Source organism: Nostoc sp. CMAA1605 (genome assembly GCF_021596505.1).
Classification (GTDB): Bacteria; Cyanobacteriota; Cyanobacteriia; order Cyanobacteriales; family Nostocaceae; genus Trichormus.
On sequence record NZ_PJIZ01000117.1, the window covers coordinates 1 to 13,483 of the forward strand.

Genomic DNA, 13,483 nt, shown 5'->3' on the forward strand with positions numbered 1-13,483 from the left:
TTAAAAGCAGGTACACTCACTGGAAAATTTGAGAACCGTTACCGAACTATTCGTGGTGACTATCGCTGGCTGGAATGGACAGCATCACCGCAAATTGATCAAGAAGTCATCTATTGCGTTGCTCGCGATGTGACTCAGCAAAAAGAGACAGAAGCCGCCCTAAAACGTGCCAACCATGAACTAGAACAACGCACTGCCCAGTTAGAGCAGGCAAATAGGTCACTGCAAGAGAGCGAAGAACGCCATCAGTTGGCAATGGAAATTGCGCGGATGTTTAGCTTTGAGTGGGAGGTAGCCACAGATGCTGTGAAGCGATCGCCTCATTGTGCTGGTATTTTGGGTTTAGATTTGCCATCAGCCCAAGAGGAAACAGGTGCAGTCTTTTTTCAGCGCATCCATACCGATGATCGTGACCGCTTCATAGCAGTCTTACAGACACTAACACCAGAAAACAGCACTTACAAAACTACCTACCGAGTTGTGCGCCCGGATGGTCAAATCATCATCCTGGAGGAAAGTGGCCGTGCGCTATTTGATCAGCACCGAAAGTTAACTAGAATGATTGGGATGACGGTGGATATCACAACGCGTCAACGACTGGAAGCAGAATTAGATGAAAGCCGAACGACCTTACAACGCCAGTTAACTGAAATTGAAACTATTTACCAATCTGCCCCCATTGGGTTAAATGTACTCGATTCCGACCTGCGCTTTTTAAGAATTAACCAGCGTTTGGCAGAAATCAATGGCTTTTCTGTAGAAGAACACATTGGGCGCACAATTCGAGAGTTACTACCTAGCATCGCAGATACAGCCGAAGACTTGCTGCGTCCCATCTTTGAAACCGGAGAAGGCCTATTAAACGTGGAAATTCGGGGAGAGACTCCAGCACAACCAGGAGTAGAACGTGTGTGGTTAGAAAGCTTTTTACCTTTAAAAGATGGCGATCGCGTTATTGGTATTAATACCGTTTGCGAAGAGATTACCGAGCGTAAAGCCATTGAAACTCAACGAGAAAGGTTACTCCAGCAAGAGCAAGCGGCGCGAGAAGCCGCAGAACACGCCAACCGAATGAAAGATGAATTTCTGGCGGTTGTCTCCCATGAACTGCGAACCCCACTGCAACCGATTTTAGGCTGGTCAAGGCTACTGCAATCACCCAATCTCAGTTCTGAGAGAATCCGGCAGGGGTTAAGTACGATTGAACGGAATGCTCAACAACAGCTGCAACTAATCGATGATCTTCTAGATATCTCTCGCATCATTCGCGGTCAAATCTCCCTTAACTTTGTAGCGATTGATTTAGTAGAGCCAATTATGGCGGCTTTAGAAACCGTTCATTTAGCCGCAGAAGCAAAAGCAATTCGCTTTGATCTGATGCTTGACCCATCAGTCGGCCAGGTAAAGGGAGATGCAAGCAGATTACAACAGGTAATCTGGAATATATTGTCGAATGCAGTTAAATTCACCCCCAAAGGGGGAAAAATCACGGTGCAACTCACCCGTGTTGCTCACCATGCACAAATTCAAGTCAGTGATACCGGCAAAGGTATCCAACCAGAATTTTTACCTTATGTGTTTGAATTATTCCGCCAACAGGAAAGTTCTACAACTCGTACCTTCGGCGGTTTGGGACTGGGGTTGGCGATCGCTCGTCAATTAGTGGAAGCACATGGAGGTATAATTACTGTTGCCAGTGCTGGAGAAGGGCAGGGGGCAACTTTTACAGTGCAGCTGCCATTAACCTCTGTGGCAAATCCCCATACTCCCGATGATCAAAACAGTCCCAGGCTAAATTTAGAGAATTTACGCGTGATCGTAGTAGATGATGAAGCAGATTCGCTAGAACTGGTGAAGTTTATGCTAGAGCAGGAAGGCGCGGAGATTTTAGGAGTATCTGCTGCTACCCAAGCTTTATCAATGCTGATTCAAGCGCAATTTGATTTACTGATCAGCGATATTGGAATGCCAGAGATGGACGGCTACAAATTCATTCGTCAGGTTCGCGGACTACCACCTCAATTCAACCGCGATATTCCCGCGATCGCTCTGACTGCTTATGCTGGTGAGGCGAATCAACGCCAAATTCTCGCTGCTGGGTTTCAAGCCCATCTCGCCAAGCCCATCGAACCACAACAACTGCTGGATGCGATCGCCACAGTTATCGCAAGTTAAAATAATTCGCAATGGACTTTGTCCATTGCGAATTGGTTTAACCTGCCTTTTATAGTTCAAGCAGATAAGTAGTATTAGACTTGTCTAACAATACTTGGTGACATCTTCACCGCACTCATCTGCTAAATAGCACATGGCGCGAAAGCGCAAACTCACCACCTCTTCATAAAGAGGGTTAAGTTTGCATAGTGGGGGAATGTGAAATAGTGTCTTACCAAATAAATTGATGTCGCGTTCAAAAGGACATTGGGCGGGGATCAATTGACACAGGCGATGAGCAAATTGGCGATCGCGTACTTCAATGCTGTCTAACCATCGGCGGAGCGGTTGGAGAAGATCCCATCTGCGAAAAGAAGTTGAATCTGGCAACTGTTGGGGATCATTTTTAATTACTTCTGTTTGGTTGATTGCAACCCAACTTGCCAAGAAAATCTTTTTTGTGGTATTATCAAATACCTTCATGGTTGTGCCTCTGTGTAAGTGAGGGTGTTCACCCTTCCGGTGAATATATACAGCGTGAAACCTACCGAATCGGGAAAAACTTTGTTCTAATCGGGATATAATGGCATTTGTGACTAGCCACCGAGTTCAGCAAACTATTTATTACTACGTCAAGTTAATCGCAATTCTCCCGTAAATGGTAGTGTAACTATTCAATCTTCTCGGTAACTTGACACAGTTTAAATTCTAATGAAGACATCCCTCATTGGACAGGTTTTAGGTTAATTGTAACAAAGCTTAATATAATAATTTTCGTCAATAAAGAATATCAGAGATAGCGGTATATTGCTCTAACTAGAGTCACTAATAAACAACAGATAGTCATTCAACCAGTGAAAATCATCCAAATTGCAGTTTATGGAGTATTGGGTGTAACCTATCTAGGGTTAGCTTTGGGTTATCTTCCTGGTTTGCGGATGAACCGCGCCACCATTGCTTTAGTCGGTTCAGCGTTTTTGATTGCGTTGGGTGTCCTTAATGTTCAGGAGGCTTGGCAAGCTATTGATGCTAACACTATCGTGTTTTTGTTGAGCATGATGGTAGTTAACGCCAACTTATCCTATGCGGGGTTTTTCCAGCAGGCTTTATCGGTGCTATTAAAGTTAACTCGCAGTCCCTTGGGTTTATTAATCGCCTTAACTTTTGGTAGCGGGTTACTGTCGGCTTTTTTCCTGAATGATACATTGGCGTTGGTATTTACGCCTTTAACTTTGAGTTTGGCGCAGGCTTTGAGTTTAAATCCCATTCCCTATTTACTAGCGATCGCTGGTGCAACTAACATTGGTTCTGTAGCAACTTTAAGCGGTAATCCCCAAAACATTCTGATTGGCTCATTTTCTGGTATCGGTTACATAGATTTTTTGCAAGCACTAGCTCCAGTAGCGATTATTGGCTTATTTATACAGGTAGCATTGCTGTGGCTACTTTATCCCGATGTGCGCTCACTCCAACCTTGCTCAATTGTTCTTCTTAATAACCAAAGAATACTCAAACCTCTATTTCGGAAAACGTTAATTATTACCACAGCACTACTAATTGCTTTTGCCATCGGTTTACCCTTAGCAGAATCAGCCTTAGTTGCTGCTAGCTTATTACTAATAACTAGAAGAATTAAACCCCAAAGAGTTTTAAAAAAAGTTGATTGGAATTTATTAGTCATGTTTTCTGGGCTATTTATTTTAACTAAAGCCACACAGAAATTAAACCTACTCCAACCCTTTACCTCTATGGTAAATTCAGCCGCAAGTTTATTAGGTTTAACAGTTGTTTTATCTAACTTAATTTCTAATGTTCCGGCTGTCTTACTATTACAACCATTAATTCTTCAAGGTGATACTAAATCTTGGTTACTGCTAGCGGCTGGTTCAACTTTAGCTGGGAATTTAACTTTATTTGGTGCAGTTGCTAATTTAATTACTGTAGAAGCGGCAGCAGAATTAGGATATAAACTCACCTTTTGGGAACATCTCCGCTTTGGTGTGCCGCTAACTTTGTTAACTGTGACTATTACTTATTTTTTAGTTCATTAAAAATTTCTGGTCATCAAACTAAGCTACAAGTAACTGTTCGACTGTTAAGTTTAGTTCGGTAAATAACGGAGAAATTATTTGTTGATTACTAGTAAAGATAGTTTGCTTGTAACTACCTGCATCTAACATACAAACAGTAACTTGATTTTCCAAAGGGTCAACAATCCAATATTCACTCACACCAATAGCTGCATACTCAGCCGTTTTTTGGATATAGTCTCGTTCCACAGATTCAGGGCTGACTACTTCTACTAATAGTGGTGGCGGAGTTGTGAGAATAGCTGAAGTTCGCTCAATACTTTTAGCTTGCTCATTAGTAATCACACAAACATCAGGCCGTCTGGGTTGTTTATTTGTTAGCACCTCTGTACCATTAGGACGAGGTTGTAAAGGCAATCCCATCTTTTGAATTTCTAGAAAGAAGCGAATCAAGAGTAGAGTAATAATCGCCTCATGCTTACCAGTCCCAGGAGGCATTTCTAATAGCACCCCATCCTCAAGTTCGTAGCGACGATCTGTACCATTATCAAAATTTAGATATTCTTCCAGAGTATTAACTTTCAATGGAGTCTTAGTCATAGCGATCGCCTCCCCTAAAATCATAACTTACGACAAAGCGCAAAGAGCCTAATCAACTCCTTGCGTCTTTGCCTCTACTTAGGTGTATGAGCTAATTCTTAAGAAGCCACCTGAGCCGCAGTGCGAGTCCGCCGCCTTCTACCATCACTCACCTTTACAGGTGCAGGTGCTTCATCTGGAGTCTGCATCAATAATGTGACTGAAGGCTGACATTGCAATTCTCGCTTAATGGAACGGTGCAATTCTCGCTCTAAAGTATCATGCAATCCGCCCCAATCAACTTGGGGTTGTTCGGCTGTTCCTGTGGAAAACTCTGTCCACCGGACGCTGAGAATCTCTTCAATACGCTGTTGTACCCATTTCTGCACTAGCGATCGCTCTACACTAGTGACAACGCCCCGCAAATGAATTTCTGGCTTGGCCATGAGTTTACCCTGCCAATCAATTGCCGCCGCAATGGTGACAATCCCTTCTTCAGCCATGCGTTGGCGTTCTTGTAAGACTTTGGCACTAACCATCCCAGAACTTGTAGTGTCTACCAGCTCAATTCCTGATGGCACTTTCCCACCGACTCGAATGGATTCTTCTGTGAGTTCAATTACGTCGCCATTTTGGATAATGACCATATTTTCTGCTGGTACACCCATTCTCCGGGCTGTGTCGGCGTGTTTGACTAACATCCGGTGTTCGCCGTGGACGGGAACGAAGAATTTGGGACGCGTTAAGGCTAACATCAGCTTTTGGTCTTCTTGACAACCATGTCCAGAAACGTGCAGCCCTTGTTCTCGCCCATAGAGGACTTTTGCCCCTTGAATCATCAATTTATCGATGGTGTTGACGACTGCAATTGTGTTACCAGGGATGGGATTAGCGGAGAACACAACTGTATCTCCTTCCCGAATTTTAATGTGGGGGTGTTCTTGGTTAGCAATACGAGTCATGGCTGCCATTGTCTCACCTTGAGAACCGGTAGTGAGAATCAAGACGTTTTCATCAGGTAGGCCGCGGACTGTGTGCAGGGGTTGAAATAGGTTGTCCTCACACTTGATATAGCCGAGATTACGGGCATGGGCAATTAAGTTCAACATGGAACGCCCCACCACTGTCACCACACGGTTATGCTTTTTCGCCAGTTGCAAAACTATGTTGATGCGATGGACGCTAGAAGCAAAGGTGGTGACAAATAATCTGCCGGTAGCTTGACCAAAAACTCGGTCTAGGTTGGGTAGAACGGCTGCTTCGGAGGGGGTAAATCCTGGTACTTCTGAGTTAGTAGAATCACTTAGCAGACAAAGTACACCTTTTTCGCCGTGTTCCGCGAGGCGTTGGAGGTCAAACCTTTCACCATCGATAGGGGTGTGGTCAATTTTAAAATCCCCTGTGTGAATGACGACACCTAAAGGGGTGTGAATGGCGACGGTGAAACTATCGGCGATGGAGTGGGTGTTGCGGATGTACTCCACAAAGAAATGTTTGCCAATTCTGACGACATCACGGGGCAGGACTTTTCTTAATTCTGTGCGATCGCGGACTCCCGCTTCTTCTAATTTGCCTTCCAGCATGGCCATTGCTAGTCTCGGCCCGTAAATCACGGGAATGTCAAATTGCTTCAAATGGAAAGCAATCCCGCCAATGTGGTCTTCATGACCATGAGTGACAATCATTCCTTTGATTTTATGGCGATTTTCCCTGAGATAAGTTGTATCTGGGAGTACAATATTTACTCCGTGCATTGCCTCCGTGGGAAAAGCCAGTCCAGCATCTAAAAGGATGATTTCATCATCGTATTCAAAAACACAGGTATTCTTACCAATTTCATGTAAACCGCCCAAAGGAATGATTTTTAGGGCAGATGTAGCTTCGTTTTTAGCCATTTTCTCCTGATGTTGTTGTTTGTAGTTTTAGGTTTAATAAATTCAAACTTACGAGTCGTTTAGGAATGACGACTTTAGCCTGCTGAGTTTCAGCCGCCAAATTTCTCTAATATCTGTAGTTTTTTGCTAATACAAAGGGCTTTACATTGAATAGTTCACTGTATATTTTTTATCAATTTTCCTAGTCCGGTTTGTCATCAAGATTAGTTATAATCATGCCTACTTAATTGAAAATTAATAGCAATTAACAACGGCTGCAATAACGGTAATTATGATTAAATTAAGTCGAGCTTTTTCATGACTGCTGCTAACTTGTCTGTTACATCTTGGTCAGCTTCACATAATGGCAGACGAGTCGAACCTACCTCCCAACCTTGAAGTTTGAGTGCTTGTTTAATAGGAATAGGATTTGTAGAGAGAAATAATGCTTTAAACAGTGGGAAAAATCTCAGATGAATTTCACTGGACAGGGTTACTTGTCCGGCATTAAAAGCTTGAATCATCTGCTGTAGTTGGTTGCCTACAAGATGAGAAGCTACACTCACTACTCCCTTGGCCCCGACCGCTAACAAGGGCAAGGTTAACGAATCATCTCCAGCGTAAATCTGAAACTCTGGTGGTGTCAACCTGCGAATTTCACTGGTTTGGTCGAGATTGCCACTAGCTTCTTTTATCCCGACTATATTATCAACTGCGGCTAATTGTACAACTGTCTCTGGGGAGAGATTTTGACCTGTCCTTCCGGGGATATTGTACAACAGTATCGGTAGATCGGGGCAGGAGTTTGCTATGGCTTGGAAGTGCTGATACAGTCCTGCCTGTGGAGGTTTGTTGTAGTAGGGTACAACCTGTAAAGTGCCATGTACACCTATTTTAGCTGCTTTTTGTGTCGCTGCGATCGCTTCTTTGGTGGAATTAGAACCACAGCCTGCGATGACTTTGGCTTTGCCTGCTACGGCTTGCAAAACTTCGACAAACAATTGGTATTCTTCGTCCCAACTGAGAGTAGGAGATTCTCCAGTCGTTCCACACACTACCAATGTATCTGTACCGTTATCAGCTAAATGTGCCGCCAGTTTAGCTGCGACATCGTAGTTGACACTACCGTCTGCTTTAAACGGCGTAATCATAGCGGTTAAAACTCTGCCAAAATCTCCCACCCTTATTACTCCTAACTACCTTTTTTGTGTTTATCTCTTGGTGGTTTTTATTTTAATTAAGTTTGTGAGTGCTGAGTGATGAGTGCTGAGTGCAAGATAATAAGTTTCTTGCTTCTTCTTGCTCCCCTGCTCCCTGCTCCCGTTCGGCTGACGCTCACGGCGGAAGCCTGCCCCCCTGCCTCTTTACTTACTACGAAGAAGCGTAGACTTTTGCCGGTTGGAGTAAATTTTTCTCTACTAACAACTCAGCGATTTGGACTGCGTTTAAGGCTGCGCCTTTACGTATTTGATCGCCACACAGCCATAGTTCTAAACCACAGGGATGAGAAATGTCTTGACGAATTCTACCTACTAAAACCTCATCTCGACCACTGGCTTCGATGGGCATGGGGAAGTAGTTTTTGCCCCAGTCTTCTACTAATTTTACTCCTGGTGCTTGCGAGAGAATTTCTTTGGCAGCTGCGGGGGAGAATGGTTCAGCAAACTCCAAGTTAATGGCTTCAGAATGCGCCCGCAACACTGGTACTCGCACACAAGTGGCGGTAATTCTGATATCTTGTGTGCCGAAGATTTTGCGGGTTTCGTTGACCATTTTCATTTCTTCCTCACAATACCCTGAATCAGTCATGGGGGAATTATGGGGAAATAAGTTAAATGCTAACGGATAGGGCAGGACTTCGGCTACTGGTGATTTACCTTGAAGGATAGCACTACTTTGGATTTTGACTTCCTCCATTGCTTTCGCGCCTGCACCACTGGCTGATTGATAGGTAGCGGCGACGATGCGTTGCACTGGTTTGACTTGATGCAAAGGCCACACTGCCAAGGTCATCAAAATTGTGGTGCAGTTGGGGTTGGCAATAATCCCTTGGTGGGTAGCAGCCGCTTGGGGATTCACTTCTGGTACAACCAGAGGGACTTCTGGGTGCATGCGGAAGGCACTGGAATTATCGATAACTACTGCACCTTTTTCCACTGCGACCTTTGCCCAAGTTTTGGAGGTCGAACCACCGGCACTAGCCAACACTATATCCACATTTTCCAAGGCGCGATCGCTCACCGCCTCTACTGGGATATTTTCTCCCCGAAATGACAGCGATCGCCCTACACTTTTGGCAGAGGCTAACAATTTTAGCTCTGCTATTGGAAAATTCCGACTTGCTAATAATTCCAGCAACTCTGTGCCGACAGCACCAGTTGCACCCAAGATAGCTACACGATAAGACTTTGACAAACTAATTTCCTCCTTCCAAGAGGTGATGGATGACTCAGATGTTTTACAAAAATTGACAGTTTTTCTAAAAAATTAGCAATAATCGCGCCTAAAATTAATTTTTTTAATTTCAATCAAATATTTTTTACGTATAAGAATATCTTTAACTAGTTACATAGTATAAGTTGATGACAAAGTTTAGCGCATTTTTTGTTGATATTTATCATTAAAATTCCAGCAATGTGGGTTCATTATACAATAAATTTGCTCTACAAAAGAAAATCAACAGTCTTTCAGTCAACAGTCCCGCTAACACCTGCAAGTGGCGTAATTTGATTTTTCCCCCTGCCCCCTTGCTCCCTGCCCCCCTGCCTCCAGATCCCTACCTGTTGCCTCTATTGATTTGAGTAAAGTTATAGAGGTAAAATGTCAAGTCTTTTGCCATTAGCAGTAAACTGGATATCTACGAGCAGGGGCAGGAAATGCACCTTGTAGAAACCTCCCAAATTTAACCAAGAAACATCAAATCCAAAAGCGGTAAATCCCGTCTTGTGTGTACTTGGAGTCACAAACACCAGAAAAACTTAGAGACAAAGCATGAAAGTTACCCAGGAAAAACTTCCCGCCAGTCAAATTGGGCTGGAGATAGAAATTACACCAGAAAGCACTCAGCAAACCTACGAACAAGTTATTAAAAACTTAGCTAAAACCGTTAATATTCCTGGGTTTCGTAAAGGCAAAGCACCCAGGCACATATTGTTACAGCAATTGGGCAGCACTCGGATTAAAGCAGCAGCCCTAGAAGAACTCATTCAAGATGGGATTGAGAAAGCTGTTAAGCAAGAATCGATTGCGGCTATTGGTCAACCACGGTTACGTTCTTCCTTTGATGATTTAATCAATAGCTACGAACCAGGAAAACCCTTGGTATTCATAGCGGCCGTGGATGTCGAACCAGAAGTGAATTTAACGCAATACACTGGTTTGAGTGTCCAAGCCGAGGAAATCAAGCATGATGCTAATCGAGTAGACGAAGTTCTAGAACAAGAACGTCAACAGATGGCTACATTAATTCCCGTAGAAGGAAGAGCAGCCCAAATTGGGGATGTGGCAGTAGTAGACTTTAAAGGCGTAATTGCTAAAGCCGAAGACGCAGACCCCGCAGCTGAACCAGAACCCATTCCTGGTGGTGATGCGACCGATTTCCAAGTAGAGTTACAAGAAGATAAATTCATTCCTGGCTTTGTTTCAGGAATGATCGGGATGAATCCTGGAGAAACCAGAGAAGTATCGGCTCAATTCCCCGATCCTTACGTAAACCAAGAATTAGCCGGTAAACCCGCATTATTCACCATCACACTCAAAGAACTCAAAGAAAAAGAATTGCCAGCCTTAGATGATGACTTCGCCCAAGAAGTCAGCGACTTTGAGACTATAGAAGCATTGCGTGCATCCCTAGAGGAGCGATATCAAAAAGAAGCTGAGGATAAAACCAAAGCCAACAAACAAGAAGCCCTGTTAAACGAAATAGTCAAGCATCTAGAGGCAGATTTACCAGCCACGATGATTGACAAAGAAATAGACACCATGCTGACACAAACAGCAATCAAACTGTCACAGCAAGGGCTAGATGTCAGAAAGTTATTTACCGAAGATATTATCCCCCAATTACGGGAAAGGTCGCGCCCTGAAGCTATTGAACGTCTGAAGCGGTCTTTGGTTCTACAAGAAGTTGCTAAACGCGAATCAATCGAAGTTACACCAGAAGAGGTGCAAGCTAGAGTTACAGAACTCCTGGCGCAGTATCCAGATGAGGACGTTGACCAAGATAGACTGCAAGCAGTCGTCGAAAACGAAATGTTAAGCGAAAAAATTATCGATTGGCTACTAGAGCATTCTACCGTTGAACTGGTACCAGAAGGTTCACTAGCCAGCAAAGAGGAAGAAACAGCAACAACTGCACCTGAGACTGAGGCAGAACCTGCCGAATCTACCACAGAATCGGGAGAGTAACTATATTAGGGGTGTAAGGGTATGGGGGTGTGGGGGTATCAGGGAAAAGACAGTACAGCAAAAGAGTGCTGAGTGCTGAGTGGTGTTGTAGGGGTATCAGGGAAAAGACAGCACGGCAAACCCTGGGTTATAACAGCTAAATAGGGCATTGAGTAAATAATCCTATACCCCACCCAATCCCCAGTCCCCAATCCCCAGTCCCCAGTCCCCAATCCCCAGTCCCCAGTCCCCAATCCCCAGTCCCCAGTCCCCAGTCCCCAGTCCCCAATCCCCAGGAATAAGATTTGTGATCTTACTTGCCTGATACCCTGCTACACGAGAAGAATATAGATGAGGCATAATACACATAGGTAAAACCAAAATTTACTCTATTGCATATCCAGCAGCGATCGCTGCCAAAATATCTGTAATCAACCTATCTTTAAAAGTTCTCCTATGCTTGTATCGCAGTCGGCAAACTATCCCATCAGCAGTTTAGGTCAAATCGGCGGAATTTCTTCCCATATCCACGGCACAAGTAACATTTTGCCTACGGTTGTAGAACAATCAGGGATGGGAGAAAGAGCTTTTGACATTTACTCCCGCCTACTGCGAGAGCGAATTATCTTTCTGGGAACCCCTATAGATGATGCGGTAGCTAATACAGTTGTTGCCCAGTTATTGTTTCTAGACGCTGAAGACGCAGAAAAAGACATCCAACTGTACATTAACTCCCCTGGTGGCTCCGTCTACGCAGGAATGGCAATCTATGATACAATTCAGCAGATTCGGCCAGATGTTGTTACTATATGTTTTGGATTAGCCGCCAGCATGGGGGCATTTCTGTTAGCAGCCGGAACTGCTGGTAAACGTATGTCTTTGCCAGATTCCCGCATCATGATCCACCAACCCCTGGGCGGCGCACAAGGTCAAGCAATTGACATCGAAATCCAAGCTAGGGAAATTCTTTACATCAAGGGTATGTTAAATCAGTTATTGACTAAACATACTGGTCAACCCCTAGAGAAAATCGAAACAGATACCGATCGCGACTTCTTCATGTCCGCAGAAGAGGCTAAGAGTTACGGTTTGATTGATCAAGTCATCTCCAGACAAAATCTTCCCACCGCAGGGGAAAATGTCACCGTTGTCAAATAAGAGGCTGGTATGTCTAAGTACGACTCCCATTTAAAATGTTCGTTTTGTGGCAAGTCTCAAGAGCAGGTGCGTAAGTTAATCGCAGGGCCGGGAGTCTACATCTGCGATGAATGCGTTGACTTGTGTAATGAAATACTAGATGAGGAGTTACTAGATACTAACGGAGCGGCGGCACAACCAGCACCTAAATCAGAACCAGCTCAAAAACGCCGCGCCCGTTCTTCCAGTCTCTCCTTAAGCCAAATACCCAAACCCAGAGAGATTAAAAAGTACCTAGACGAACACGTCATTGGGCAAGACGAGGCGAAAAAGGTTTTATCTGTCGCTGTTTACAACCACTACAAGCGGTTGGCAATCCTGCAATCAAAGGGCAGTGGGAAAAACGGTGATGATGCCGTAGAATTACAAAAATCTAACATTCTCTTAATCGGCCCTACGGGTTGCGGTAAAACGCTGTTAGCCCAAACCTTGGCGAAAATTCTCGATGTCCCCTTTGCTGTTGCTGATGCTACCACACTCACAGAAGCAGGATATGTAGGGGAAGATGTGGAAAATATTCTCCTGCGATTGTTGCAAGTAGCTGATTTAGACGTAGAAGAAGCACAGCGAGGCATTATCTACATCGATGAAATCGACAAAATCGCCCGTAAGAGTGAAAACCCCTCAATTACCCGCGACGTTTCCGGCGAAGGTGTACAGCAGGCATTATTGAAGATGCTAGAAGGCACGATTGCCAATGTACCACCCCAAGGCGGACGCAAGCACCCCTACCAAGACTGCATCCAGATTGATACCAGCAACATTCTCTTCATTTGTGGTGGAGCTTTTGTTGGTTTGGAAAAAGTTGTAGAGCAGAGAGCAGGTAAAAAGTCAATCGGCTTTGTTCAACCTGGGGAGGGACAATCCAAAGAAAAACGGGCAGCAGATGTGTTAAGACATCTCGAACCGGATGATTTAGTCAAATTTGGGATGATTCCTGAATTTATCGGTCGTGTACCAATGGTAGCGGTGGTAGATCCCCTAGACGAAGAAGCTTTAATGGCGATCCTCACCCAGCCACGCAGTGCTTTAGTCAAGCAGTACCAAAAACTGCTGAAGATGGATAACGTCCAGCTAGATTTTAAACCGGAAGCCTTAAAAGCGATCGCTCAAGAAGCATATCGACGGAAAACTGGCGCGAGAGCCTTACGGGGGATTGTCGAAGAACTCATGCTAGATGTGATGTACGAATTACCATCCCGAAAAGATGTGACACGCTGCACAGTAACTAGGGAAATGGTAGAGAAACGCTCCACAGCCGAA

General features: G+C 44.3%; 12 protein-coding genes. 5 read left to right on the plus strand and 7 right to left on the minus strand.

The annotated features are described in order from the left end of the window. The coding region (locus tag CV014_RS26210; RefSeq protein ID WP_236144699.1) for a hybrid sensor histidine kinase/response regulator at window positions 1–2,175 on the plus strand (2,175 nt) is incomplete at its 5' end. A gap of 84 nt (window positions 2,176–2,259) precedes the next feature. On the opposite strand, the gene CV014_RS26215 is transcribed toward CV014_RS26210, so the two are convergent. Next, window positions 2,260–2,637: a Mo-dependent nitrogenase C-terminal domain-containing protein gene (locus tag CV014_RS26215; RefSeq protein WP_236144700.1), complete on the minus strand. Its 378-nt coding sequence runs from the start codon at window positions 2,635–2,637 to the stop codon at window positions 2,260–2,262. A gap of 371 nt (window positions 2,638–3,008) precedes the next feature. Here CV014_RS26215 and CV014_RS26220 point away from each other — a divergent pair, with 371 nt between their 5' ends. After that, on the plus strand, window positions 3,009–4,205 hold the full coding sequence (locus tag CV014_RS26220; protein WP_236144701.1) for an anion transporter: 1,197 nt from the start codon (window positions 3,009–3,011) through the stop codon (window positions 4,203–4,205). Window positions 4,206–4,223: 18 nt separating this feature from the next. On the opposite strand, the gene CV014_RS26225 is transcribed toward CV014_RS26220, so the two are convergent. From CV014_RS26225 to CV014_RS26240, 4 genes are all read right to left on the minus strand, one after another. Further along, entirely contained in the window at window positions 4,224–4,808 is a 585-nt protein-coding gene (locus tag CV014_RS26225; RefSeq protein ID WP_236144702.1) for a Uma2 family endonuclease, read from the minus strand. 74 nt (window positions 4,809–4,882) lie between these two features. Further along, window positions 4,883–6,658, minus strand: coding sequence for a ribonuclease J (locus CV014_RS26230; RefSeq protein WP_236144703.1), 1,776 nt, complete (start codon window positions 6,656–6,658; stop codon window positions 4,883–4,885). Window positions 6,659–6,933: 275 nt separating this feature from the next. Beyond that, window positions 6,934–7,818: a 4-hydroxy-tetrahydrodipicolinate synthase gene (gene dapA, locus CV014_RS26235; RefSeq protein WP_236144704.1), complete on the minus strand. Its 885-nt coding sequence runs from the start codon at window positions 7,816–7,818 to the stop codon at window positions 6,934–6,936. Between the two features lie 190 nt (window positions 7,819–8,008). Next, window positions 8,009–9,052 (minus strand): aspartate-semialdehyde dehydrogenase, encoded by a 1,044-nt coding sequence (locus CV014_RS26240; protein ID WP_236144705.1) that lies wholly within the window; start codon window positions 9,050–9,052, stop codon window positions 8,009–8,011. Between the two features lie 576 nt (window positions 9,053–9,628). Between CV014_RS26240 and tig the strand changes: the two genes are divergently transcribed. Next, window positions 9,629–11,044, plus strand: a complete 1,416-nt coding sequence (gene tig / locus CV014_RS26245) for a trigger factor (protein WP_236144706.1) — start codon at window positions 9,629–9,631, stop codon at window positions 11,042–11,044. A gap of 38 nt (window positions 11,045–11,082) precedes the next feature. Here tig and CV014_RS26250 read toward each other — a convergent pair whose 3' ends face one another. After that, entirely contained in the window at window positions 11,083–11,277 is a 195-nt protein-coding gene (locus CV014_RS26250) for a hypothetical protein (protein WP_236144707.1), read from the minus strand. Further along, complete coding sequence (locus CV014_RS26255; protein WP_236144708.1) at window positions 11,207–11,383, minus strand: hypothetical protein; 177 nt, start codon at window positions 11,381–11,383, stop codon at window positions 11,207–11,209. Before CV014_RS26255 ends, CV014_RS26250 begins: the two co-directional genes overlap by 71 nt. Window positions 11,384–11,479: 96 nt before the next feature. Between CV014_RS26255 and clpP the strand changes: the two genes are divergently transcribed. Continuing rightward, entirely contained in the window at window positions 11,480–12,181 is a 702-nt protein-coding gene (gene clpP / locus CV014_RS26260; RefSeq protein ID WP_103140272.1) for an ATP-dependent Clp endopeptidase proteolytic subunit ClpP, read from the plus strand. 9 nt (window positions 12,182–12,190) lie between these two features. Next, window positions 12,191–13,483: ATP-dependent protease ATP-binding subunit ClpX (clpX, locus tag CV014_RS26265; RefSeq protein WP_236144709.1), on the plus strand; the 1,293-nt coding region annotated here is incomplete at its 3' end.

Bases quoted from the DNA above. Each gene is read 5' to 3' on its own strand.
- CV014_RS26215 (WP_236144700.1), bottom strand. From the start codon at position 2,637: ATGAAGGTATTTGATAATACCACAAAAAAGATTTTCTTGGCAAGTTGG.
- CV014_RS26225 (WP_236144702.1), bottom strand. From the start codon at position 4,808: ATGATTTTAGGGGAGGCGATCGCTATGACTAAGACTCCATTGAAAGTT.
- CV014_RS26230 (WP_236144703.1), bottom strand. From the start codon at position 6,658: ATGGCTAAAAACGAAGCTACATCTGCCCTAAAAATCATTCCTTTGGGC.
- tig (WP_236144706.1), top strand. From the start codon at position 9,629: ATGAAAGTTACCCAGGAAAAACTTCCCGCCAGTCAAATTGGGCTGGAG.
- CV014_RS26255 (WP_236144708.1), bottom strand. From the start codon at position 11,383: ATGCCTCATCTATATTCTTCTCGTGTAGCAGGGTATCAGGCAAGTAAG.
- clpP (WP_103140272.1), top strand. From the start codon at position 11,480: ATGCTTGTATCGCAGTCGGCAAACTATCCCATCAGCAGTTTAGGTCAA.